The 21,483-nt window shown below is 63.4% G+C and carries 27 protein-coding genes and 1 pseudogene; 7 read left to right on the top strand and 21 right to left on the bottom strand.

Features of this window, described 5'->3' with window-relative positions; genetic code table 11:
* Window positions 1-5 precede the first annotated feature (5 nt).
* The 5 genes from MCIT9_RS10775 to MCIT9_RS10755 all read left to right on the top strand — a co-directional run bounded on the left by MCIT9_RS10775 (window position 6) and on the right by MCIT9_RS10755 (window position 3,989).
* The gene (locus MCIT9_RS10775) at window positions 6-830 is read left to right on the top strand and encodes a hypothetical protein (protein ID WP_317704890.1); all 825 of its coding nucleotides are present in this window, start codon (window positions 6-8) and stop codon (window positions 828-830) included.
* Window positions 811-1,794 carry a vWA domain-containing protein gene (locus MCIT9_RS10770; RefSeq protein WP_317704889.1) on the top strand — a complete coding sequence of 328 codons (984 nt, stop codon included), beginning with the start codon at window positions 811-813 and terminating at the stop codon, window positions 1,792-1,794. The genes MCIT9_RS10775 and MCIT9_RS10770 overlap by 20 nt, the downstream gene beginning before the upstream one ends.
* Complete coding sequence (locus MCIT9_RS10765; RefSeq protein ID WP_317704888.1) at window positions 1,794-2,348, top strand: MxaK protein; 555 nt, start codon at window positions 1,794-1,796, stop codon at window positions 2,346-2,348. The genes MCIT9_RS10770 and MCIT9_RS10765 overlap by 1 nt, the downstream gene beginning before the upstream one ends.
* A gap of 130 nt (window positions 2,349-2,478) precedes the next feature.
* A complete protein-coding gene (locus MCIT9_RS10760; protein ID WP_317704887.1) occupies window positions 2,479-3,456 on the top strand; it encodes a vWA domain-containing protein in 978 nt (325 codons plus the stop codon).
* A 2-nt stretch (window positions 3,457-3,458) separates the two neighbouring features.
* Window positions 3,459-3,989: an SRPBCC family protein gene (locus MCIT9_RS10755; protein WP_317704886.1), complete on the top strand. Its 531-nt coding sequence runs from the start codon at window positions 3,459-3,461 to the stop codon at window positions 3,987-3,989.
* Window positions 3,990-4,045: 56 nt separating this feature from the next.
* On the opposite strand, the gene MCIT9_RS10750 is transcribed toward MCIT9_RS10755, so the two are convergent.
* Complete coding sequence (locus MCIT9_RS10750) at window positions 4,046-4,627, bottom strand: PepSY domain-containing protein (protein WP_317704885.1); 582 nt, start codon at window positions 4,625-4,627, stop codon at window positions 4,046-4,048.
* Between the two features lie 252 nt (window positions 4,628-4,879).
* Here MCIT9_RS10750 and MCIT9_RS10745 point away from each other — a divergent pair, with 252 nt between their 5' ends.
* The gene (locus MCIT9_RS10745; RefSeq protein ID WP_317704884.1) at window positions 4,880-5,194 is read left to right on the top strand and encodes a Spy/CpxP family protein refolding chaperone; all 315 of its coding nucleotides are present in this window, start codon (window positions 4,880-4,882) and stop codon (window positions 5,192-5,194) included.
* A gap of 2 nt (window positions 5,195-5,196) precedes the next feature.
* Here MCIT9_RS10745 and MCIT9_RS10740 read toward each other — a convergent pair whose 3' ends face one another.
* The 15 genes and pseudogenes from MCIT9_RS10740 to MCIT9_RS10670 all read right to left on the bottom strand — a co-directional run.
* Window positions 5,197-6,156 carry a YbgA family protein gene (locus MCIT9_RS10740; RefSeq protein ID WP_317704883.1) on the bottom strand — a complete coding sequence of 320 codons (960 nt, stop codon included), beginning with the start codon at window positions 6,154-6,156 and terminating at the stop codon, window positions 5,197-5,199.
* Window positions 6,153-7,049 carry a MerR family transcriptional regulator gene (locus MCIT9_RS10735; protein ID WP_317704882.1) on the bottom strand — a complete coding sequence of 299 codons (897 nt, stop codon included), beginning with the start codon at window positions 7,047-7,049 and terminating at the stop codon, window positions 6,153-6,155. Before MCIT9_RS10735 ends, MCIT9_RS10740 begins: the two co-directional genes overlap by 4 nt.
* A 26-nt stretch (window positions 7,050-7,075) precedes the next feature.
* Window positions 7,076-9,010 carry an ATP-dependent zinc metalloprotease FtsH gene (ftsH, locus tag MCIT9_RS10730; RefSeq protein ID WP_317704881.1) on the bottom strand — a complete coding sequence of 645 codons (1,935 nt, stop codon included), beginning with the start codon at window positions 9,008-9,010 and terminating at the stop codon, window positions 7,076-7,078.
* Window positions 9,011-9,022: 12 nt separating this feature from the next.
* Window positions 9,023-9,478: a hypothetical protein gene (locus MCIT9_RS10725; RefSeq protein ID WP_317704880.1), complete on the bottom strand. Its 456-nt coding sequence runs from the start codon at window positions 9,476-9,478 to the stop codon at window positions 9,023-9,025.
* Window positions 9,479-9,480: 2 nt separating this feature from the next.
* Window positions 9,481-9,888: a hypothetical protein gene (locus MCIT9_RS10720; protein ID WP_317704879.1), complete on the bottom strand. Its 408-nt coding sequence runs from the start codon at window positions 9,886-9,888 to the stop codon at window positions 9,481-9,483.
* A 58-nt stretch (window positions 9,889-9,946) separates the two neighbouring features.
* On the bottom strand, window positions 9,947-10,810 hold the full coding sequence (gene hflC / locus MCIT9_RS10715; RefSeq protein ID WP_317704878.1) for a protease modulator HflC: 864 nt from the start codon (window positions 10,808-10,810) through the stop codon (window positions 9,947-9,949).
* Between the two features lie 2 nt (window positions 10,811-10,812).
* A complete protein-coding gene (gene hflK, locus MCIT9_RS10710; protein WP_317704877.1) occupies window positions 10,813-11,958 on the bottom strand; it encodes an FtsH protease activity modulator HflK in 1,146 nt (381 codons plus the stop codon).
* 30 nt (window positions 11,959-11,988) lie between these two features.
* Complete coding sequence (locus MCIT9_RS10705) at window positions 11,989-12,894, bottom strand: sigma-70 family RNA polymerase sigma factor (RefSeq protein WP_317704876.1); 906 nt, start codon at window positions 12,892-12,894, stop codon at window positions 11,989-11,991.
* Window positions 12,895-12,970: 76 nt separating this feature from the next.
* Window positions 12,971-13,378: a PAS domain-containing protein gene (locus tag MCIT9_RS10700; protein ID WP_317704875.1), complete on the bottom strand. Its 408-nt coding sequence runs from the start codon at window positions 13,376-13,378 to the stop codon at window positions 12,971-12,973.
* Window positions 13,366-13,704, bottom strand: coding sequence for a phosphate-starvation-inducible PsiE family protein (locus tag MCIT9_RS10695; RefSeq protein ID WP_317704874.1), 339 nt, complete (start codon window positions 13,702-13,704; stop codon window positions 13,366-13,368). Before MCIT9_RS10695 ends, MCIT9_RS10700 begins: the two co-directional genes overlap by 13 nt.
* 12 nt (window positions 13,705-13,716) lie before the next feature.
* A complete protein-coding gene (locus MCIT9_RS10690; RefSeq protein WP_317704873.1) occupies window positions 13,717-14,241 on the bottom strand; it encodes a BLUF domain-containing protein in 525 nt (174 codons plus the stop codon).
* Window positions 14,238-14,720, bottom strand: coding sequence for a DUF1499 domain-containing protein (locus tag MCIT9_RS10685; RefSeq protein ID WP_317704872.1), 483 nt, complete (start codon window positions 14,718-14,720; stop codon window positions 14,238-14,240). The genes MCIT9_RS10690 and MCIT9_RS10685 overlap by 4 nt, the downstream gene beginning before the upstream one ends.
* 121 nt (window positions 14,721-14,841) lie before the next feature.
* On the bottom strand, window positions 14,842-15,543 hold the full coding sequence (locus MCIT9_RS10680) for an MFS transporter (RefSeq protein ID WP_317704871.1): 702 nt from the start codon (window positions 15,541-15,543) through the stop codon (window positions 14,842-14,844).
* On the bottom strand, window positions 15,504-16,157 hold the full coding sequence (locus MCIT9_RS10675; protein WP_317704870.1) for an MFS transporter: 654 nt from the start codon (window positions 16,155-16,157) through the stop codon (window positions 15,504-15,506). Before MCIT9_RS10675 ends, MCIT9_RS10680 begins: the two co-directional genes overlap by 40 nt.
* 95 nt (window positions 16,158-16,252) lie before the next feature.
* A pseudogene (locus MCIT9_RS10670) lies at window positions 16,253-16,504 on the bottom strand (FAD-dependent oxidoreductase); the annotation flags it as partial.
* A 134-nt stretch (window positions 16,505-16,638) separates the two neighbouring features.
* Here MCIT9_RS10670 and MCIT9_RS10665 point away from each other — a divergent pair.
* Window positions 16,639-16,845, top strand: a complete 207-nt coding sequence (locus tag MCIT9_RS10665; protein ID WP_317704869.1) for an NAD(P)-binding protein — start codon at window positions 16,639-16,641, stop codon at window positions 16,843-16,845.
* 296 nt (window positions 16,846-17,141) lie between these two features.
* Here the strand turns inward: MCIT9_RS10665 and MCIT9_RS10660 are convergent, their stop codons facing one another.
* The 5 genes from MCIT9_RS10660 to MCIT9_RS10640 form a co-directional block, all read right to left on the bottom strand.
* Window positions 17,142-17,402: a hypothetical protein gene (locus MCIT9_RS10660; protein WP_317704868.1), complete on the bottom strand. Its 261-nt coding sequence runs from the start codon at window positions 17,400-17,402 to the stop codon at window positions 17,142-17,144.
* Between the two features lie 66 nt (window positions 17,403-17,468).
* Entirely contained in the window at window positions 17,469-17,849 is a 381-nt protein-coding gene (locus MCIT9_RS10655) for a DUF779 domain-containing protein (protein WP_317704867.1), read from the bottom strand.
* 56 nt (window positions 17,850-17,905) lie between these two features.
* A complete protein-coding gene (adh, locus tag MCIT9_RS10650; protein ID WP_317704866.1) occupies window positions 17,906-19,426 on the bottom strand; it encodes an aldehyde dehydrogenase in 1,521 nt (506 codons plus the stop codon).
* Between the two features lie 71 nt (window positions 19,427-19,497).
* Window positions 19,498-20,139 (bottom strand): response regulator, encoded by a 642-nt coding sequence (locus tag MCIT9_RS10645; protein WP_317704865.1) that lies wholly within the window; start codon window positions 20,137-20,139, stop codon window positions 19,498-19,500.
* Window positions 20,111-21,466 carry a sensor histidine kinase gene (locus tag MCIT9_RS10640; protein WP_317704864.1) on the bottom strand — a complete coding sequence of 452 codons (1,356 nt, stop codon included), beginning with the start codon at window positions 21,464-21,466 and terminating at the stop codon, window positions 20,111-20,113. Before MCIT9_RS10640 ends, MCIT9_RS10645 begins: the two co-directional genes overlap by 29 nt.
* Window positions 21,467-21,483: the final 17 nt, after the last annotated feature.

The following is a 21,483-nucleotide window of genomic DNA, read 5'->3' as shown; positions in this document are numbered from 1 at the left end:
TGGGATTGACGATGCTGCTGGCGGTCTCCAGTTTGATGGCCGGGGAGGCCATACAGCCGCTTCCATACCGCGATTACGGCTGGTTCATCGGTGATGTGCTGACGCGCTGCTGGAGGGTGGCGGAACCTGGGAAGGTCCTGACACCGGAGCTGCCGCATTCTTTGAGCCGGTGGCTGACGGTGATCCGGGTTCACCAGCAGGGGAATCGGCTGTGTATCGACTACCAGGTGGACTATGTCCCGTTCACAACCGAAACCGTGACCGTTCCGACCTGGAACCTGACCCTGCGGCAGAATGACGGAGAGAAGCCCCTGACGCTGGCGTCCTGGCATTTGACCCTGGCTCCCCTGCGGCCGATCCAGATCCTCAAGGGAGAAGCGTTCCTGCAACCGGAACGCCTGCCGCCGCCGGAGGCCGTGCCATTGCGGCAGCGGTTCTGGATCGCCCTGGGGCTGGTCGGGCTGGGACTGGGCGGCTTGTCATGGTACTGGCTCTGGGGACGGCGTGAGGTGAACTGGCCGTTTTGCCGCGCCTGGATCCGGATGGCCGGTTTCGAAGACGACGAAGCCGGTCGATTGCAGGCCTATCTCTGCCTGCACCGGGCCTTGGACACCTACCGGGGAGGAAGCTGGTGGGGGAGATTGGACGACATGCTGGCGCGCTATCCGGGGTGGGGGAGCTTGGCGGATGAATTAAAAGCCTTCGCCGCCAGTTCTGCCGGGTTGTTTTTCGCCGCCGGGGCGGAGACACCGTGGCCGTTGGAACGCCTGCGCAGGCTGGCGCGGCGGTTGGCGCTGGAGGAGCTTCGCCGTGGCGGCCTGGTCCGTTGACCTGGGCAACCCCTTGGGGTTGCTGCTGTTACCGGCGATCCTGATGCCCTGGCTGGCATCCCCGCTGCGGCCTCGGGCCTGCGTCTGGAATGCGCTGCTCCCGGGCGATCGGATTTCAAAATGGCTGACCCGGCTGGTGCCTCTGGCAGGGAGCCTGACGCTGGGCGCGCTGATACTGGCCATGGCGGATCCCGCTCTCCCGGAACGGGCGGTGGAGCGCATTGGCCGGGGCGCCCATCTGGTGCTGTTGCTCGACCGTAGCAACAGTATGGACAATACTTTCGCTGGCCGTGCGCCCAGCGGTGAAGAGGAATCCAAAGGCCAGGCGGCGGCGCGGTTGTTGTCCCGTTTTCTGGCGCACCGGCCCCACGACTGGATCGGGGTGGCCGGGTTCAGCACCGGCGCTTTGTACCAATGCCCCCTGACCGGTCGCCGCGCCCCCAACCAGGCGGCGGTCGCCACCGTCGCCTTGCCGGGTCTGGCTTACACCAACGTGGCCAAAGGCTTGGCCCTGGCGCTGGATTTTTTCGCCGACCAGCCCCTCAGCGGTTCCCGCGCCGTGGTGCTGGTGTCGGACGGGGCGGCGGTGATCGAGCCCAAGGTCCAGCACGATTTGCGCATCGCCTTCAAACGCCATCAGGTGGGGCTGTACTGGATATTCCTGCGCGGCGCCGACAACCCGAGTATTCATGAAAAACCCACCGACCCGGCCGAGGACAATCCCCATGCCCGGCCGGAATATTATCTGCATCAGTACTTTCAGACGCTGGGCGTGCCTTATCAGGCCTTCGAGGCAGACACCCCCAGGATGCTGGAACGGGCCATCGCCACCATCGATCGCCTGGAAAAACGCCCCTTCCACTATGTGGAAATCCGACCCCGACGGGAACTGGACGGAACGCTGTACTGGCTGGCGTTTCTGGGCATTCTGGGATTGCTTGGCGTCAAGATGCTGGAGGTGTGATGGCGACTTGGTGTTACCGGATCAGTGTGTTTTTGCTTTTGGCGGGTATCGGTCTGGCCGTGGTGAGCGGCTGGCAATGGCGCCAACAAACAACCGAGGCCGGTCGTATCCGGCAGCTGGCCGAAGGTCAGGGGCATGCCCCCGACGCCGATGCCTCTCCCCTGCTACGCCTGGCTTGGGCCAATCATCTGGTTCAACGGGGGCGGTATGAGGAAGCATTGACGATCTACAGCGATCTGCTCGAATCCGCTTCGGCCGGTTTGATGCCCTGGATCCATTACAACCTGGGAAACCTGTATTTGCGTCGTGCCCGTGAACAGGTGGAAAAAACCGCCTTCGACGAGGCCATCCCGCTGGTGGCGCTGGCCAGAGGGGCTTATCGGCGGGCGCTGCGCCGCAAACCGGATCTGTGGGCGGCGCGTTACAACCTGGAGGCGGCGATCCGTCTGTTGCCGGAGATCGAACGCATTGAAGCGAAAACCAAGGAAGGCAAGGAACCTGCCGAGGAGGCGCTGTGGACCCGGGTGCCGGGATTTCCAAGGGGATTGCCGTGAGCACGTTCGATTTCCACCGCCCGCAGGCGGAGAACACAGAGGAAAAATTATTTTCTGAGCATTCTGTGTCTCTGCGGTGTACTTTCAAGCCGTTGGGGTCCCAATGAGGCGGCACTTGCAAGATTGGCGCATGTGGCTGCTTGTGACGGTGGCCGGGGTGATGGTTGCGATCCTGATCCGTCCTCACGGCTGGCGGGAGCGGCCCGGTTATCCGTTGGTGGCGGTGCTGGACATCACCCGCAGTATGAATACCCGCGATGTGATATTAGGGGGGCGCAAGGTGGACCGGCTGAGCTTTGCCAAGGACCGGCTGCGCCGGTTGCTCCGGCAATTGCCCTGCGGTTCGACGCTGGGGTTGGGATTGTTCACCGAGCGCCGCAGCACCTTGCTGATGCTGCCTGTGGAAGTCTGCCGTCACTATTACGAGTTGAGCCGGGTCATTGATCGCATCGACTGGCGCATGGCCTGGGCCGCCGACAGCCGGATCGCCAAAGGGCTCCACGATGCCATGGGGTTGCTGCAGTATCCCGAACTGAAGGGCACAGGGCTGCTGTTCATCACCGACGGTCATGAGGCGCCGCCGGTCAATCCCCGCTACCGGACCCGTTTCGATGACGTGAAAGGTCAAGTCAAGGGGTTTTTGGTCGGGGTCGGCGGCGACACGCCAACGCCCATGCCCAAATATGACGAATCCGGCAAGCCCCAGGGTTTCTATCGCCCAGAGGACGTGCCCCACCGTTCCACCTTCGGGGAACCGCTCAAGGCGCCCACGGACCAGCCGGGGTTTCATCCCCGCAATGCCCCTTTCGGCGGCGAGTGGGTACTGGGGCAGGAGCATCTGTCGTTCCTGCACGCCGACTATCTGCGCCAACTGGGGGAAGAAGCCGGTCTGGGCTTTCACCGTCTGCGGACTGTGGCGGAGTTGCTGGCAGCGATCGATCGGCTGGGAGTGCAGCGGCTGACCACCCAGCCGTGGGACTGGCGCCCCTGGCTTGCGGCGTTGGCGTTGCTGTTGCTGACCGGACTATACGGCTTGGTCTGTTGGCAGGAACGCAGGACCCCTCTGGCAAAACCAGGTTTTTATTCCACTGACAACAAGGAGAAATGACGATGAAACCGTCGATCGCGACTTTATTCTGGATTTTGGCGTGGACATGCCTGCTGGCCGGACAGGCCCAGGCCCACGGGCCCACGCCGCAGAAATCCGATGCCGCCATCACCATCAAAGCGCCGCTGAAAAAGGTTTGGCAGGCGATCAAGGAACCCACGGCCATCTGCCAGTGGCATTCCTCGATCGATCGCTGCGACTACGATGCCGACAAACAGGAGCGGGTGTTTTATTTGCAAAGCGGCGAGCGCTTCAGCGAAGCGATTCTGGAAGTAAACGAGGCCAACCACACCGTCTATCTGCGTCAGGGAGAACCCAACGTCAAGGCCCTGCCGGTCAGCTCCTATTCCACCCGCATCCAGGTGGAAGACAACGGCGACGGCACGGTTACGGTACGCTGGCGGGGACGTTATTACCGCGGCGATACCGGAAATTTTCCACCGCAACATCTCAATGACGAGGCGGCGGTGAAAGCGATGAATGCATGGATCCAGAAGGGACTGGAAGGCTTGAAAACCGCTGTTGAAGGCTAAGAAAGAAACGCCCCGGGAAGCCGGGGCGCTTTTCATTCCTAAGGGACGGCCGGAAATCAGCGCCGCTCTTCCGGCTCCTGACCGATTTCCCACTCCTCGTTCCAGACTTCGATGATCTTGCCGCTTTTGGCGTCCACTTCCACCTTGGTTTGCTTGCCGTCCTTGCCCACGATGTCGAATTCATAGGTGGGGCTGCTGTCTTCTTCAATTTCATATTCCACTTCCTGGATGACGCCGGGATAGCTTTTCAAAGCGACCGCAGCAGCATCTTCCTCGGTATATTTGCGGCCCTGACGGAAAGTCAGGCTTTCAGGGGATCGGACTTCGCTTTCCTGCTCCACGATTTTGCCGCTGTCCACCCCGCACATGAACTCCCATTCGAAGCCGTTGGCATCGCGCACCTCGAATTCGTACAGGGTTTTCCCGTTACCGGTGACCTTTTCGACTTTTACTATTTCTCCGGCCTGTTGCTTGCTGATGGCATCGATGCAGGAATCAATGCCTTTGTCGGCCGCCGTAGCAACGCCGGAAAAGGCCGCCAGAGTAAACAGACAGGTCAAGGATGATTTGTATTTCATGTTGTCGGCTCGTGTGTTATGGGGGCGCAAAAGCATAGTAAATTCAACGCCACTTTTCAATCCATTACCCTTCAAATGAAGGGTAATTCTGGCAGGGTCGTTCGTCAGGAGTGTCTGGTCGCTTCCCCCTGATCGAAGGGCGCGGAGTCCAGTTTTGAGTCTGAGCTCGAGCTCTGTCTTGCCCGGTTGCTGATGCTGGAACCGGCTCTATGGGGGGCAGTGATCTTCGCCGCAGGCATCTGGCGTTTCCGGCGTCAGTTTGGTAGAATGGAGGCGGCTGAATGTTGCGTTCTGTGACAAGGAGAAAACCCGATGAAAACCAAGATCCTGCTGACCGTCTCGCTGCTGGCCTGCACCGCCGCCCTGGCCCGTCCTCCCGCCGGCCTGCCGCCTGTGGAGAAACGCCTCGAGAGCCTGGAGGATCGCCTGCAGCTGACCCCGGAGCAGCGGCCCAAGGTGCGCGAGATTCTGCGGGAACAGCGAGAGAAGATCCGCGCCATCCACGAGGAAACCCGTCGCCGTCTCAAAGAAGTGCTGACGGCCGAGCAGTGGGACAAATTCCAGGAGATGCGGCGCAGGCGCATGGAACGCTGGCGTGAGCGCATGGAAAGGCGCCGGAAAGACTGATCCTAGATGGCGTTGCGCAGCCCCAGGGCGGCGGGATAGGGCGCCAGGTAGTACTGGCGTGCCAGATAGGGTTCCTGGATGCGCTGCTGGTGGTGGCGCAACAAGGTAAGGGGCACCACCAGGGGGACCTCGCCGCGGCGGTAACTTTCGATGGCCTCGGCCAATTCCCGGCGGTCGGCGGCGCTCAGGTGGCGGCTTAAGTAACCTGCCAGGTGCTGAAGGACGTTGACGTGATTGCCTCGCCGCGCCGGTCGGGAGAGGGCGGCCATCATTTCGGTGAAATAGTCATCCCCCAGGGTGTTTAGGGGCAGGTTCCCGGCCTGGGCCAGCAGGCGGCCAAGACGGCGGTAGGCGGCCACGCTGTGGGCCATCACCATGTACTTGTGGCGGGTGTGAAAGTCGATGAGCCCGGCGGGAGTGAGTCCTTCGGCGCAAAGCTGGCGCCAGCGCCGGTGGACGAAGACCCGCTGGAGGAAATTTTCCCGCAGCACCGGGTCGCGCAGGCGGCCTTCCTCCTCCACCGGCAGGCAGGGAAGATGGCGGCGTACCCTGTGGGTGAACAGGCCGCTGCCGTGGTGGCGGAAGTTCCCCTGAGGGTCTTTCACCGGAATTCTCGCCATGCCGCAGCTGGGGGATTTGCTCTTGGCGATGAAGCCGTCGGCCTGGGCCAGCAGCGGAATCTGGCTGCGGGCGAAGCGTTCCAACGCCTCGGTATGATCACGCTCCGGGTCGCGGCGTTCCCGCAGTCGGATTTCCCCATCATCCTCGACCAGGTGCATGGCTGGCCGTGGCGTACCCAGGCCCGCCCCCACCTCAGGGCAGATGGCGCGGATTACCAGGTGTTCGGCCAGAATGTCCAGATAACGGTCGCGCTTGTGGCCGCCGTCATAGCGTACCGCCTGCCCGAGCAGGCAGGCACTGGCGATGACGACCGGGCGTTGATTTTCGCACGTGTCGCTCATGCCAGCGCCTTCAGCGCCTGGAGCAGGCGTTCTTCCTCCAGCGGCAGTGGCTGGGCGCCGGTCTGCCGGAACGCCGCCTGGTGCCGCACCGCCGCCGGGCCGGCTACCCCCACCGGGACTTCGGTGGCCGCCACCAGGGCCGGCAGTTCCCGGTTGAGGAGGGGCTGGCCGGGGGTGGCGGCAGCGAACAGTAGTATGGCATCCGCCTTGGCCGCGGCGGCGCTTTCTCCCAGATATCGCAGTGGCGTGGGGTCAGGAAGCCAGACCAGGCGGTGATGGTTCTCGACGAGCAATAATGCCAGGAAGAGCGCTTCGGGATCCTCGCCGTCGCCGGGCAGGGCGCTATAGAGCAGACGCGGTCCCTGGTTGCGCAGCGATTGCTGCCAGATATGGTGGCCGGCTTGGACCCAGAGTTGACAACGCAGCAGTGAGGCCGCATGGCGGGCGAGGGGATCGCGGCCTTCCAGGCGCGCCAGTCGTTCCAGGGCCGGCCGCAGTACCTGGCGCACCAGCACGGAGGCCGGGTACAGGCTGCTCACCTCTCGATAGACCGCATCCAGCCGCCCGGGATTCAGGGACAACGCCGCCTCGGTGAGGATTTCCCTGTGGCGTTCCCAATCCTCCTCTGCCTGTGGGGCGGCAGGGGCCGACGCCGGCCGCTCGAGCACCTGGCGCACCCGGCTGATGGGGATTCCGGTTTCCAGCAGGGCCACGACCTTTTGGATCAACTCGATGTCCTGTTCCGAATACAGCCGGTGACCTTTGGCGGTGCGCTGGGGTTTGACCAGCCCGTAGCGCCGCTCCCAGGCCCGCAGGGTGACTGGGTTGACGCCGGTACGCTCGGACACCTCACGGATCGGATACAGCGCGGTTTCCTGTTTTTGTTCGTCCATGTTGGACCTTAAGTTTCCTGACCGAATCATCGGTACGAACGTGCCGCCGGACTGGGGGTCGGGTTTGGTGCTCCGGACGCCAGTTTACCGCCGTCACGCTCGCGTGCCTTGCCCTTAGCAGCCGGCGGATTGTCCTCCCAGTCCTTGGGGGGCGGCGGGGTTTCGCCCCGCATGATGGCATCGATCTGGTCGCGGTCGATGGTTTCGTACTTGACCAGGGCCTCGGCCATCAGGTGGAGCTTGTCCATATTCTCCTTGAGGATGCGCTCGGCACGCTCGTAGTTACGGTCGATGATGGCGCGGATCTCCTCGTCGATCTCCCGGGCGGTGGCCTCGGACATGCTCTTGTGCTGGGTCACCGAGCGGCCCAGGAACACTTCGCCTTCGTCCTCGGCATAGGCCAGAGGCCCGAGCTTTTCCGACAGCCCCCATTTGGTGACCATGTTGCGGGCGATGTCGGTGGCCCGCTCGATGTCGTTGGAGGCGCCGGTGGTGATGGCCTCACTGCCGAAGATCAGGGCTTCGGCGATGCGGCCGCCGAACAGGCTGGAGATCTGGCTCTCGAGCTTGCGCCTGGAGGCCGAGTACTGGTCCCGCTCGGGCAGGAACATGGTGATCCCCAAAGCCCGCCCCCGAGGCATGATGCTGACCTTGTAGACCGGGTCGTGCTCGGGGACGTTGAGGCCGACGATGGCGTGACCGGCTTCATGGTAGGCGGTCATGCGCTTTTCTTCGTCGCTCATCACCATGGATCGGCGTTCGACCCCCATGAGGATCTTGTCCTTGGCCTTTTCCAGGTCGCTCATGTCCACCAGCTTCTTGTTGGCGCGGGCGGCAAACAGCGAGGCCTCGTTGACCAGGTTGGCAAGATCCGCCCCGGAGAAGCCGGGGGTGCCGCGGGCGATGACCTTGGGGTCGACGTCGTCGGCGGTGGGCACCTTGCGCAGGTGCACCTTGAGGATCTGCTCGCGGCCGCGGATGTCGGGCAGGCCGACGGTGACCTGGCGGTCGAAGCGGCCGGGACGCAAAAGCGCCGGGTCGAGAACGTCGGGACGGTTGGTGGCGGCGATGATGATGATGCCTTCGTTGCCTTCGAAACCGTCCATCTCCACCAGCAGCTGGTTGAGGGTCTGTTCGCGCTCGTCGTGGCCGCCGCCCAGTCCGGCACCGCGGTGACGGCCGACGGCGTCGATCTCGTCGATGAAGACGATGCAGGGGGCGTGCTTCTTGGCCTGCTCGAACATGTCGCGCACCCTGGAAGCCCCGACCCCGACGAACATTTCCACAAAGTCGGAGCCGGAGATGGTGAAGAACGGCACCTTGGCCTCGCCGGCAATCGCGCGGGCGATCAGGGTCTTGCCGGTCCCGGGCGGGCCGACCATCAGGATGCCCTTGGGGATGCGGCCGCCGAGCTTCTGGAACTTGCTCGGGTCCTTGAGGAAGTCGACCACTTCCTGGACTTCTTCGATGGCTTCGTCACAGCCGGCCACGTCCCTGAAGGTGACCTTGATCTTGTCTTCCTCCATCAGCCGCGCCTTGCTCTTGCCGAAGTTCATCGCCCCGCGGCCGGCACTGCCGCCACCCTGCATCTGGCGCATGAAAAAGATCCACACCCCGATCAGCAGCAGCATCGGGAACCAGGAAATGAAGATCTGCATCAGCAGCGACTGGCCTTCCGGCGGTTCGGCTTTGATCTCGACCTTGTTTTCCAAAAGATCGTCGATCAGATGCGGGTCGTTGGGGTTGTAGGTGATGAATTTCTGTCCTGCGCTGGTGATGCCCTTGACGGCTTTCCCTTCGATGACCACCTCTTTGACCTGGCCATTGTGGACCGCTTCGATGAACTGGGTGTACGACAACTGCGCACCCGCAGGCTTGCGGGCACCGAAGTTGTTGAACACCGACATCAACACCGCGGCGATCACCACCCACAGGAGTATGTTTTTCAGGAAACTATGCATCTTGGCACCTTATCATTCAGTTGTATTGGCATCGCGCCAGTCCAGGCCCCTGAGGGTCCAGTTCCCGGCCTCGAAGGCATCCCCGCCTTCGAACTTCACATAGCAGGCATAATTAATCTTGTGGGCCAGTTCGGCATCGTCGGTGACGATGGCTCTGGCCTTGACCAGGAAGCGTCCGTCCCCCATGCCCCAAACTTTGGTTCCACCAAGCGGAAACTCAACCCTTTCAGTGGTCATCTCCTGGCGGAAATAGTTACTGCACTGCAGTTGAGCCCCCTGCTTCGCGTCGCCGCTGACCGGTTCGAAAGCTCCTCGGGGACTTAAGAAATCGGAATCGATCACATAGGTCATAAAGGGGAGAATCACGAACACCTGCAGCACATAAAGCAGGGCCACATAGAAAACGATCTTGCCAAGACTTTTCCAGTCCGGCAACCAGTCGCGCCAGGTGATTTTCTTGGTCATCATGGTCACACCTCCTTACAGTTGGAATCTGCCTCCGGGTCGCGGCAGTACAGGTAGGCATAGATGAAATAAATAAGGTGGGAAATCCCGCAGTAGGTCAGGGCGCCCACCAGGACAGGACTCCGGGGCAGGCCGTTGATTTCTGAGTAGAAGGGAATGCCCACCGCCGCCATGAGCATCAGACAGCCCATGAAAAGCGCCTCCAGATAGCCGCTGTGGCGATAGCGAAAAGCCCACATTATCAGCTGGATGACGACAAGGTAAAAGACGATCAGCAGAAGATTGCGGGCTAACGGACCATAGCTCTGTAACAGTTGCGGAAATACCAGTGAAGGTTTGAACAGGACGGCAATGCCGCCGACCACGGAAACCAACACGGCCAGATAAAAATTGAATCGAATCAGATTTTGCATGTTTTCCCCTTAAAAAAAGACGGCGTCCCTGCCGCCAAAGTTCAGAGACAGGACATCTTCACTCATCCTTGGCGAAATCACGAAAGAACGGGGCATCCGGTTTCAACACCAGCTTGTCGCCGGGCTGAACCAGCCCCCTGCGGTAGGCTTGATGACGGCGGAGGAAAGCAAAAAACTTGGGATCTTCGGCATAGGCCGTGGCATAGATTTCGGTGGCACGGGCATCACCGATGCCCTTGAGGCGCTGGGATTGGCGGTAGGCCTCGGCGAGCAGGATCTGCCGCTGCTTGTCGGCATCGGCGCGGATCCTTTCCGCCGCCTCGGCGCCTTGGGAGCGCAGTTCCTTGGCGACCCGGGAGCGTTCCGCTTCCATACGCCGGAAAACCGAGGCGCTGACTTCCTCGGGCAGATCAATGCGCTTGATCCGCAAATCCACCAGCCGGATTCCCAGGTCGGTCGCAGCTTCCTGGGCCTCGGCCAGCAGGAGGTCGCGCAGCCTGGTCCGGTCCTCGGCCACCAGTTCCCGGATCTGGCGGCGGCCGAACTGACCGCGCATGACATCCTTGAGAATCTGCCCCAGGCGCAGATTGGCCGACTGGCGGTCACCCTGGACCGAGGTGTAGAAGCGCACCACGTCGTCGATGCGCCACAGGGCCAGGGCATCGACGATGACGTTCTTCTTCTCCGCAGTCAGGAAGCGCTCCGGGGGTAGGTCCAGACTGACGATGCGCCGGTCGAAGCGCTTGACCGATTCCAGCAGCGGCAGCTTGAAATGGAGGCCAGGGTCATAATCGGCCGCCACGATCCGCCCCAGGCGGAACCGGATCGCTTCGTGATTCTGCGGGACGGCGAAGACCGCCAGCCAGAGGGAAGCGAACAATAAGAGCGCGGAGACGGAAGAAATGATGAGATTGGTTTTCATGATCATTCTCCTCTGATTGAACGGCCACGGCGCAGGGTGTTGCGGATGGGGCGTTCGGCAGTGGATGCTTGCGGTTTTGCCCCGGCGGTTGCCGGCTCGTTGCCGCGGATCGGTCCGGACTGGCCAGGATTGAGCGGCAGATAGACCACGTTGCCGCTGCCCTCGAGATCCACCACCACCGAATCGGTGCGGGTCAGGATTTCCTCCATGGTTTCAATGGCCAGGCGGCGGCGGGTAATGTCCGGATGTTTGCGGTATTCAGCCAGAACACGGCGGAATCGGTCGGCCTCACCCTTGGCCCTCGCGGTCACGGTTTGCAGGTGCGCCTCGGCTTCGGCGATCAACCGGGCGGCTTCACCGCGCGCCTTGGGAACGATCTCGTTGGCATAAGCCTGGGCCTCGTTGATGAGGCGTTCGCGGTCCTCACGGGCCTTGATCGCATCCTCGAAGGCCTGTTGTACCTCCTCGGGCGGCTGGACATCCTGAAGGTTGACGCCGGCGATGCGGATGCCGGACCGATGCTCGTCGAGAATCCGCTGCAGTTCCTTCTCGATGCGGGCGACGATCTCGCTGCGCCCTTCGGTTAGCACATAATCCATGTTTTGCTGCCCCACCACGCTGCGGGTGACGCTTTCGGTGAGTTGCTTCAGGATGTCTTCGGGTGCCTGGATGTTGAACAGGTAATCGGCCGGGTTTTCGATCCGGTACTGCACCGCCAGGTGGAGATCGACGATGTTTTCGTCACCTGTCAGCATTCTGGCCTCGCTGGGAACGGGAACCTGCCGGCCGCTGCCGCTACGGTAGCCGACTTCCAGAAAACGCTGGCGTTCGACGTTGATCTTGTGCACCTGCTCGATCGGTGCCGGCCAGTGCCAGTGGGGACCAGGCTCGGCGGTTTCTCGGTAGGCGAGAAACCGGGTGACTACGCCGCGCTCTCCGGCGTTGACGATGTAAAAACCCGTGGCCAGCCAGGCACAGAGGGCAGTGGCGGCGCCGTACTTCAGCGCCCGGTCGAGTCTGATATGGCGCAAACGCACCGCCTGGCGTTCGAACCACTCGGACCCGATGGTCGCCCACCACTGTTTGTAATCGAAGTAAGGTCCGGGTTTGTTTTTTTCCGGCTGTCCCGGGTTTTTGTTGCCTAGCATGATGACCTCCTTTGTTCTCCTCTGGCGGGTTCAGGGCAAAAGGGATTGCCACTGGTTGTGGAACTTGCGCCGCAGCTTTTCGAGTGCGGCCTTCTCGATTTGGCGGACCCGTTCGCGGCTGACCCCCAGGCGGTCGGCGATGTGCTGCAGGGTTCTGATTTGCTCGTCCTTGAGGCCGAAGCGCAGCTTCAGGATTTCCGCCTCCCGCCGGTTCAGGGTGTCCAGCCCCTGCTCAATCAGGGCGGCCAGCCGGGCCCGGTCGAGATCGGCCCACAGCGCCGTGTCGTCGGTACGCAGCAATTCGCCCAAATTCTCAGGAGCCCTGGGATCGTCGAGTGACAGGCTGGGGATCGTCCGCCCTTCACGGCGCCTTCTTCCGGCCTCGTCCAGCGACATGGTCAGGGGGGTGCTGATGCGGTGGGCGGCGCGGTCGATGAACAGGCGGATCCAATGGACGGCATACGTGGAGAAACGCCCGCCGCGCCCGGGGTCAAATTTGCGGGCGGCGCGCAACAGGCCGAGGTTGCCTTCCTGAATCAGATCGAGCAGCAGGGAATCGCGCTGGCGCCGGTAGCGACAGGCTTCCCGGACAACCAGACGCAGGTTGTGTTCCACCAGCTTGCAGATGGCCTGCTGCAATCCCTCGGATATATGTACAATTTCTGCATCGCTTTTTGGCGTTCCGGGATCACCCCGGGCGCCGGACTGCCGCCTGTCTTCGGTATCGCCCCGGCGCGCCTCGAGGCGGCGGGTGCAGCGTTGAATGCGGCGTCCCAGTTCTTGCTCCTGTCTCGGGCTCAGGAGGGGAAACCGGCCGATCCGGTCGAGATAGTCCTCCAGAATGGAGATCCGCCGCCTGCCGTGGCCGTCCCATCGGGATGCCGGCGTCTCTTCGTCCGTCAGAACCTGGCTGTCGCCGGAAGTGTTTCGATACATGCACAGACGCCCAAGAAAAATTGGACTTTAATTGTACATTATGCTTGGGCGCTGTCAAGAATTTTGTATAACTAATCTATATCCAGGGGCAGGGGTCGGTGCGGCCTATCGATTCAGCAGCCAGATTTGAAGGTTGAGGATGGCAGCGAAACCCGCCCAAAGCTGCGCCGCGAATCGGGGCAACCGACAGCTCATTCCAAAAGGCACTTCCGTCCTTGCGGTAATTGAGCAGGATGACGCAGGCGGGCCTGCCTTCGATCAAGGCGGCCTTGAGAAGATCAACGGTTCGGCGGTCGGTTTCAGGCCCCTGTAGGAAGCGGCAGTCCCTGCCGAGGACTTCAAGGCGGCTGTAGCCGGTAAGCCGCTCGAAGGCCGAGTTGACATAGATGAGGGGATGGTCGTTGTCTCGGACCTCTGCGATGGTCAGTCCGTCCCGGGTCGAATCCAGGGCTTGCCGCAGCAGGGTGGTGGTTATTTCTTCCATTCCTCCTTCCCCACACCGGTTTCCATCCGGTGCAGCAGCCAGTAGGTCACCCCCAGGGCGAGCACCACCACGCCGGTGGCGGCCACATAGGGCCAGTCGAGCTTCTTGAAATCGAGGATGATGACCTTGCGGGCAATGGCCATGAGGGCGGTGGCCACTACCAGCCGCACCGGCATCACATCGCTGCGCAGATAAAGGGTGATGTTGATGAAGATCTCGATGGCGATGAGCACGGCGATGAAGGCACCGAACACGGCGATGATGTCGCCGACCTCGAGCAGGCCCAGCGGCGGCGTCAGGAATCTCTGGTACAGCACCCACACCACGTCGAAGACCCCTCAGACGATCACCATGGTCATCAGCACCGCCAGCCCCTTGACTGCCACGTGGATCACGTGGTGCAGCGAGCGGATCAGGCGGTCCTCGTGGTGCAGGGGAAGCTCCATGTGGCTGGCGCGCCTGTCGGCCTCCTCCTTCAGTTTATGCGACATTCCCTCGATGAGGGTCTGCTGGCGCTTCAGAATTTTCTCGGAGGCGCCCATTTCCTGTGCCAGGGTGCGGAAATCCTCGTCCCTGAGGCGGTTGAAGGCCATGCCGAAATCACCGAAGCGGCGTTTTTCGATCGGGGTCTTCTCGATCAGGTGCACGTCGTGGTGGCGCGGGTCCTTGCGGATCCGGCGGAAGGTCTCCTCCACGGCCTCCTTGGGGCCCTCGAGCACCTGCATGAACATGCCGTTGCCTTGGTAGAGCACCCCGCTGATGTCGCGGGCGCGGTTGTTGGCGCGGAATTTTTCCAGCATGGCGTCCAGTTCCTCGTCGCCGAACGCCCGCGCCGCCTGGCTGATGTAGCTGAGGCGGATCACGGGGCAGCCTCCTGGAACGCGGCGCGGATGGCCGCGATCCGCCTGCGGTTGACTCCCAGGTCGCTGTAGCCGGCGCGCGATGCCGAGCGGAAGTGGATCAGCCGCCGCTCGGGGTCGGGCAGGAACTGGACGTCATCCACAAAGCCGAAAATCTTGGAGCGGAACTCGGCGTGGAGATAGCCGGGCCGGCGGCTGCGGACCGTCACCCGCGGCTGGCGCGCCACGATCGCCTCCAGACGTTGCCACGCGGCCCCTGGATCCCCCTGAAAGCGCAGCGGCGGCAAGTAGTGGGTCTCGTCCCTCGGATCGGCCTGGCTGGAGACGCAGTTGGGGGAGCTGGGGCAGGGCGGTAGCTTGCCGTCCGCCGGTGCCAGATCGGGCGAGGCGGAGGCCAGCCGGGCCAGGGCCAACAACCCGGCGAAGACCAGACCAAGCGCGGCGACGCCCAGCGTCAGCCAGTTTTCGGGATTTTCCAACATGGTTTTTCCTCTTGAATCCGGTTCGATCATCATACCAGTCCCCGCTGCATCCGCCGGAATGCTCCAAGGAATTCCAATGCACTACGTTGCCAGAAGCGCCAGCAGCAGAAACAGGGTCAGCTTAAGGGGTTTCATCGGCACCTCCGCGATCGTATTGTCGGTGAATCTGTGTCTGGAGCCGGGCTTGGGCGGCGGCGTCCAGGGGAAAGCGCCAGGCGATAAGGATGCAGGGGAGTTTGAGCAGCACCGGCAATCCGGCATAGAGGAAACCCAGGCCGGTGAGGGCGGCGTGGGGCTGGGCCTGCAAGGTGGGGTCGTAGCCGGCCAGCCCCAGCAGCGGGAAGGCGATCCCCACCGCCAGAGCCAGGGCGAGCTTGGTCGCCATCCCCCAGATGCCGAACAGCAGCCCGGCCCGGCCGCCGCCGCCCCCGGCGGTGTCCACGTCCACCACGTCGGCCTGCATCGCTGTCGGCAGGGTCATGTCGGCTCCCAGGGTCAGACCGGTGAGGGCGACGGTGACGGTGAAGATCCAGAAATCTTCCGGCCCAAGCCAGGGCACGGGCACGAAGGACAGGGCCGCCAGCCCCATCGACACCGCCCAGGCCCGGTGCTTGCCGATCCGGCGCGACAGCCAAAGCCAGGCCGGCAGCGCCGCCACCCCGGCCCCGAAATACAGGATCAGCAGCGGCCCTGTGGCCTCGGGGTTCTGCAGGCGTTCCCCCACGAACAGCAGAAACAGCGTTGCCGGCAGGCCGTTGGCCAGGTAGGCGATCAGCAGCAGCCTTAGGGGGCGGTTGGCGCCAAGGAGACGCAGTCCGGCCATGAAAGCCGGCCCCCGAAAAGCTGCACCGACTCCGGCAGCAGGCGGACGGCGAGAAGGACCGTGGGCACCAGGGTCAGCAGCACCGCGAAGAACAGCAGCCGCAGGCTGGCGCCCGCGTTCTCGGCGATGCCGGCCCAAGTTGGCAGGACCAGGGCCAGCAGCACGCCGAGGGCCTGAAAGCCCTCCCGGCTGGCCGCCAGCCGGCTGCGTTCGTGGTAGTCGTCGCTCAGCTCCGCGCCCCAGGCGGCATAGGGAATGCTGACCAGGGTCCAGCCCAGATAGGCCAGCAGCGTCCCCAGCAGCAGCCAGCCGCCGCCGATCCCGGGCGGGGGAAGAAACAGCATCCAGATGCCGAGCAGCAGCCAGGGCATGCCCAGCACCATGGGTCCGCGGCGGCGCCAGTCCTGCCGGGGCCAGTGGTCGCTCACATAACCCGCCAGGGGGTCGGTGACCACGTCGAACAGCCGCGCCACAAGCAGGATTGCGCCCACGGTCCCGGTTCCCAGCAGCAGGTCGCGGGCGTAGAAGGTGGCGAGGTAAACGTACAGCGGCAGCCCCAATACGGCCAAAGGCAGCCCCGGCAGCCCGTAAGCGAGCAGTTGTGGCAGTGACATCCGCTGGTCCAAGGGCAGGTCAGGACGAAAGCGTTGACATCCACCTTGCCGGTGACAAAACCGGCGTAACAGTAGGCCAGATAATACTCCCAAAGCCGCAGGAATTCGATTCCCAAATGCGCGAACAGCCGGGTCAGGCGCGGATAATTGGGGACGTTGTAGACGATGAAACCGGTATCCACCGCCAGCGATCCTCCTGGACCGGGCACCTCCACGGTGCAGGTGTGTCCTCCGGGGTAGTCGTTGCGCTCGAACAGGGTGACCGGGTAGCGCTCTGCCAGCAGCCAGGCGCTGACCAAGCCGGCAACACCACCGCCGATCACCGCGATTGGGCCTGTCTTCGTCATGAAAGCCCGCCTTTAATCGTTTTTTGTACAGGAATTTTACATTCTCAAAGGCAGGTGTACAATAACCCCTCCGATTTTGTACAACCTGTAACAACGATGACAGTCTTTTCCTCGACCCGTAACGGTGCGTTTCGATGGCCAGGATCGCGGTGATCGGCGGCGGTTTCGCCGGTCTTGCGGCGTTGGTGACCTTGCGGGAGCGGCTTCCCGAGGCCGATCTCACCCTGCTCGATGCCCGTTCCCATCATGTCATCCGTACTCGGCTGCACGAGCGTATCCGCCGCCCGGAGACCTGTTGTCGGGTGGATTTTTCCTTGACGGCGAAGGCAGCAACGTCCTGAGCGCCCAGGTGGCGATCCGCAAGGGGCGTCACGTGGCCAAGAACATCTGGCGCCAGCTTAAGGGATAGGCCCTGCTGCCCTGCGACTACCGTGAGCAGGGCTATTTCGTCTCCATGGAACCTGTCGACGGTGCCGGCTGGCTGGGACAGCGCAGCAACGTGCTGACCAGCCTGTCTTCCGCTCCCTGGAGGAGCTTGAGACTTACGCCGCCGAGATGAAGGCGCCGCGGCAGGGGGATTGGCGCCAGTTCCGCATCCTGCGGAAAAACGCCTTGAGTTCCGTTCCGTAAAGCCTCGTCAGGGGGTTTCGGCGTTACCCTGCCGAGTGTCCCGGTCTTTATCCTTCTTTTCCGGTGGGACGTCATAGGTCGATGCCGCCAGGAGCGCAGGTTGCCCTGCCTCCCCATAGATCAAGTCCACCAGGCGCTTGAACCAGCGGGGACGGAACAGCACCACGTAGAGCATGATCAGGGTGGTGCCAGGGACCGGCAGAAAGCTGAAAGCCACCATGAACAGCAGGAAGAAGAGGGTCAGAAGGCGAACGGTTCCGGGACTCATCAGGTGTCCTCCTCTCGTGGGTTCCGGTATCTCTGCCATTGGAAGACCGGAAGGCGCAGATGTTCCCTAAGGCGGGGCGTCCACCGGGTGCAGGCGCTGCAGCTCCTCGTCGGTGAACAGACGCGAGCGGGTATGGAAGCGGACTCCCTCCGGCCCCTCCAGGGAGAACATGCCGCCGCGTCCGGGCACCACATCGATGATGAGCTGGGTGTGTTGCCAGTATTCGAACTGGGGCCGGCTGATGTAGAAGGGGCAACCGCCAATCTCCCCCAGCAGCACGTCCTGCTCGCCCACCCTGAACTCTCCTTGGGGATAGCACATGGGCGAGGAGCCGTCGCAGCAGCCGCCGGACTGGTGAAACATCAGCGGGCCGTGTTTTCCCTTGAGCTTTTCGATCAGTTCCAGGGCCGCCTCGGTGGCGATCACGCGCGGGACGGTTTCGGTCATGGTCTCACCTCCTGAAAAGGAAAGAGCCCGGCGGGGCCGGGGTCGGGATGGATGCCTTAGAAGAATCCCAGCGGTTTGGTGTCGTAGCTCACCAGGAGGTTTTTTACCTGCTGGTAGTGGTCCAGCATCATCTTGTGGGTTTCGCGGCCGATGCCGGACTGCTTGTAGCCTCCGAAGGCGGCGTGGGCCGGGTAGAGATGGTAGCAGTTGGTCCACACCCGCCCGGCCTGGATGCCCCGTCCCGTGCGGTAGGCGCGGTTGGCGTTCAGGGTCCAGACCCCGGCGCCGAGGCCGTAGAGGGTGTCGTTGGCGATCTTGAGGGCTTCGTCTTCGTCCTGGAAGGTCGTCACCGCCAGCACCGGGCCGAAGATCTCCTCCTGGAAGATGCGCATCCTGTTGTGGCCCTTGAACACGGTCGGCTGGATGTAGTAGCCGCCGGCCAGGTCCCCGGGCATTTCCAGCGGGCCGCCGCCCACCAGGCATTCAGCCCCTTCCTGGCGGGCGATGTCCATGTAGGAGAGGATCTTCTCCTTCTGCTCGCTGGAGGCCTGGGCCCCCATCATGGTTTCGGTGTCGAGGGGATCGCCCACCTTGACGGCCTTGACGCGCTCGATGGCCCGGGGGACGAAGTCGTCGTAGATGGAGGCCTGGATCAGGGCCCGCGACGGGCAGGTGCAGACCTCCCCCTGATTGAGGGCGAACATCGTAAAGCCTTCCAGGGCCTTGTCGAGATATTCCTCGCCATTGGTCATCACGTCTTCGAAGAAGATGTTGGGGGACTTGCCGCCCAGCTCCAGGGTGACCGGGATGATGTTTTCCGAGGCGTATTGCATGATGAAGCGCCCGGTGGTGGTCTCGCCGGTGAAGGCGATCTTGGCGATTCTGGGGCTCTGGGCCAGGGGCTTGCCAGCCTCGACCCCGAAGCCCTGGACCACGTTGACCACCCCGGGCGGGATCAGATCCCCCACCAGATCGAGCCAGACGCCGATGGAGGCCGGGGTCTGCTCGGCCGGTTTGAGGACCACGCAGTTACCCGCCGCCAGCGCCGGGGCCAGCTTCCAGGCGGCCATCAGCAGGGGGAAGTTCCAGGGGATGATCTGGCCCACCACGCCCAAAGGCTCGTGGAAGTGGTAGGCGACGGTCCTGTCGTCCAGTTCGCTGATGGCGCCCTCCTGGGTGCGGACGGCAGCGGCGAAATAGCGGAAATGGTCGATGGCCAGAGGGATGTCAGCGGCCAGGGTCTCACGGATCGGCTTGCCGTTGTCCCAGGTTTCCGCCACAGCCAGGGCCTCCAGGTTTTCTTCCATGCGGTCGGCGATCTTGAGCAGCAGGTTGGCGCGTTCGGCCGGCGGGGTCTTGCCCCAGGCATCCTTGGCGGCATGGGCGGCGTCGAGGGCCTTTTCCACGTCTTCGGCCGTGGAACGGGCCACCTCGCAGAAGGGCTGGCCGGTGACCGGGGTGACGTCCTCGAAGTACTGCCCCTTGACCGGCGGGGTCCACTGGCCGCCGATGTAGTTGTCGTAGCGGGGGCGGAAACTGACCTTTGCCCCATCGGTGTTGGGTCGGGCATACAGCATTTTGGGCCTCCTTTGTGATCGTTTGAAAATCGCCGGTTATTGTCGCTTGTCGGTCGCCCAAGTGGAAGGTGTCAATCGGTGGCGAGGTTGTGCCGATAGGCCAGGCGCACCAGTTCGCCGAGGGTGGCGACCCCGAGCTTGCGTTTGATCTGGGTCATGTGATTGGCGGCGGTTTTGTGGCTGATGTACAGCCGGGCGGCGATCTCCGGTACCGACAGTCCCTGGGCGGCAAGGCAGAAGATCTCGAATTCCCGCTGGGTGAGGCGGGCAAGCGGACTGCCGGGGTCGCCGTTGCCCAGATTGCGGTTCTCCAGTTGGTCGGCGATGGCGTCGAGCACGTAAATCTGCCCCCTGGCGATGCGGCGGATCGCCGCCGGCAGGATGTCGGGATCGGCGTTCTTGGCGATGTAGCCCTTGGCGCCGGCTTCCAGGGCCCGTTTGGCGTAAAGGGCTTCCTCGTGCATGGTGAACACCAAAATCTTGGCCTCGGGATCGCGGCTGCAGATACGGCGGATGACGGTCAGCCCGCCGGCGCCCGGCAGGGACAGATCGAGCACCAGCACGTCGGGGCGGTGGGCGAAATAGCCCCGGTAGGCGCCGTCGCTGTCCTCGGCCTCGGCGATGATGTGGATGTCGTCGCTCTGATCCAGCAGAAACCGGTGGCCGGCGCGGACCACGGCGTGGTCATCCGCCAGCATGACACGGATGGTCATGGGCCTCCTCCTCCTCGAAAGGCAGCAGAATCGTCAACGTAAATCCCGCTCCCGGCGCGGTGGTCACCTGAAAACGGCCTCCTAAGCTTTCCGCCCGTTCGCGCATGCCCCGAAGGCCATATCCCCGCTGCTGCAGCCGGGACGGTTCGGCGCCGGCGCCGTCGTCGCGGATCTCGATCCGAAGCCAGTCCTGACGGGGTTCCAGGCGGATGGCGATTTGCCGGGGACGGGCGTGCCTGAAGGCGTTGGTGAGGGCCTCTTGGACGATGCGGTAAACGTGGATCTGGTGTTCCGCCGCCAGCCGCTCCACGGCGGGATCGCAGCGCAGGTCGATGGCAATGCCGGCGTGTTTTTGCCGCCAGCCGTCGGTCAGGGCGTCGAGGGCGGCGCACAGCCCCAGGTCGTCGAGCATCAGGGGGCGCAGGCGGTGGATCATGGCGCGCAGGAGGGCGAACAGGTGATCGACCTGCGCGGCGATCAGCCCGGCGGCGCGCTCGGCCGCCTCGGCCTGGGGGTTGTTCCGGATCGATTGGGCCAGCATCTTGATGCCGCTCAGGGTTTGCCCCAGCTCGTCGTGCAGCTCCCGCGCCAGGGCCCGGCGCTCTTCCTCCTCCACCTTCAGCAGTTGCCGGGTCAGGCTGCGGTTGTCGTGGCGGGTCTGCTGAAGCACCTCGGCGCAGTGGTTGAAGGCCCGGGCGATGCGGTTCCACTCCGGCTGGGGGAAGTCCGGCAGGCGGTGGTCGTAGGCTTCCCGCTCCAGGGCCACCAGCCCGGTCAGCACTGCCTCCACCGGTTGGAAGGCGCGTCCCAGCACCTGGTACACCGCGAGGAAACAGCCGCCGGCCAGGAACAGGATCAGGCCGAGGAACAATTGGGTCTCCTCCCAGGCTTCGGCGATTTCGTCGGCGGGATCGGCCACCAGCCGCACCCGCAGCACCCCGCCCTGTCGGGTGGGGATGGCCTGTTCCAGGATGGCCGGCGGCGGCTCCACCAGGCGGGCGAACCAGACCGGCACGTCAGGGGGCGGCCGGGAGGGGGACGGGGGCAGGGGTGTGCCGTCCCGAAGTATGAACAGGCGGACGTGACGCAACTGCCCCAGGCGTTCCAGCATTGCCCGCCAGGCGGCGGCCTGTTCGTCCGGCAGGGGTCCCTGCAGGTGGCTGGCTTCCACCATCTCCCGGGCCAGCTGCAGGGCCGAACGGGTTTCCCCGGCCACCGACTCGCGCACGTGGCGGATGACCAGGCCACTGCCGATGAGGGTGATGACCAGCAGGATGGCAGCGATGACGAGGTTGATCCGGGTCTTGAGGCTGAAACGGGCGAGCATCGGGGTATTGTCCAAGA

Source organism: Methylomarinovum caldicuralii (genome assembly GCF_033126985.1).
In the GTDB taxonomy this organism is placed as follows: domain Bacteria; phylum Pseudomonadota; class Gammaproteobacteria; order Methylococcales; family Methylothermaceae; genus Methylohalobius; species Methylohalobius caldicuralii.
This window is presented reverse-complemented; position numbering and strand designations above follow the sequence as displayed.

Coding starts and splice junctions, on each gene's coding strand:
- MCIT9_RS10765 (WP_317704888.1), top strand. CDS start 1,794: ATGGCGACTTGGTGTTACCGGATCAGTGTGTTTTTGCTTTTGGCGGGT.
- MCIT9_RS10760 (WP_317704887.1), top strand. CDS start 2,479: ATGTGGCTGCTTGTGACGGTGGCCGGGGTGATGGTTGCGATCCTGATC.
- MCIT9_RS10755 (WP_317704886.1), top strand. CDS start 3,459: ATGAAACCGTCGATCGCGACTTTATTCTGGATTTTGGCGTGGACATGC.
- MCIT9_RS10745 (WP_317704884.1), top strand. CDS start 4,880: ATGAAAACCAAGATCCTGCTGACCGTCTCGCTGCTGGCCTGCACCGCC.
- MCIT9_RS10740 (WP_317704883.1), bottom strand. CDS start 6,156: ATGAGCGACACGTGCGAAAATCAACGCCCGGTCGTCATCGCCAGTGCC.
- MCIT9_RS10735 (WP_317704882.1), bottom strand. CDS start 7,049: ATGGACGAACAAAAACAGGAAACCGCGCTGTATCCGATCCGTGAGGTG.
- ftsH (WP_317704881.1), bottom strand. CDS start 9,010: ATGCATAGTTTCCTGAAAAACATACTCCTGTGGGTGGTGATCGCCGCG.
- MCIT9_RS10725 (WP_317704880.1), bottom strand. CDS start 9,478: ATGATGACCAAGAAAATCACCTGGCGCGACTGGTTGCCGGACTGGAAA.
- MCIT9_RS10720 (WP_317704879.1), bottom strand. CDS start 9,888: ATGCAAAATCTGATTCGATTCAATTTTTATCTGGCCGTGTTGGTTTCC.
- hflC (WP_317704878.1), bottom strand. CDS start 10,810: ATGAAAACCAATCTCATCATTTCTTCCGTCTCCGCGCTCTTATTGTTC.
- hflK (WP_317704877.1), bottom strand. CDS start 11,958: ATGCTAGGCAACAAAAACCCGGGACAGCCGGAAAAAAACAAACCCGGA.
- MCIT9_RS10705 (WP_317704876.1), bottom strand. CDS start 12,894: ATGTATCGAAACACTTCCGGCGACAGCCAGGTTCTGACGGACGAAGAG.
- MCIT9_RS10700 (WP_317704875.1), bottom strand. CDS start 13,378: ATGGAAGAAATAACCACCACCCTGCTGCGGCAAGCCCTGGATTCGACC.
- MCIT9_RS10685 (WP_317704872.1), bottom strand. CDS start 14,720: ATGTTGGAAAATCCCGAAAACTGGCTGACGCTGGGCGTCGCCGCGCTT.
- MCIT9_RS10680 (WP_317704871.1), bottom strand. CDS start 15,543: ATGGCCGGACTGCGTCTCCTTGGCGCCAACCGCCCCCTAAGGCTGCTG.
- MCIT9_RS10675 (WP_317704870.1), bottom strand. CDS start 16,157: ATGTCACTGCCACAACTGCTCGCTTACGGGCTGCCGGGGCTGCCTTTG.
- MCIT9_RS10665 (WP_317704869.1), top strand. CDS start 16,639: ATGGCCAGGATCGCGGTGATCGGCGGCGGTTTCGCCGGTCTTGCGGCG.
- MCIT9_RS10660 (WP_317704868.1), bottom strand. CDS start 17,402: ATGAGTCCCGGAACCGTTCGCCTTCTGACCCTCTTCTTCCTGCTGTTC.
- MCIT9_RS10655 (WP_317704867.1), bottom strand. CDS start 17,849: ATGACCGAAACCGTCCCGCGCGTGATCGCCACCGAGGCGGCCCTGGAA.
- adh (WP_317704866.1), bottom strand. CDS start 19,426: ATGCTGTATGCCCGACCCAACACCGATGGGGCAAAGGTCAGTTTCCGC.
- MCIT9_RS10645 (WP_317704865.1), bottom strand. CDS start 20,139: ATGACCATCCGTGTCATGCTGGCGGATGACCACGCCGTGGTCCGCGCC.
- MCIT9_RS10640 (WP_317704864.1), bottom strand. CDS start 21,466: ATGCTCGCCCGTTTCAGCCTCAAGACCCGGATCAACCTCGTCATCGCT.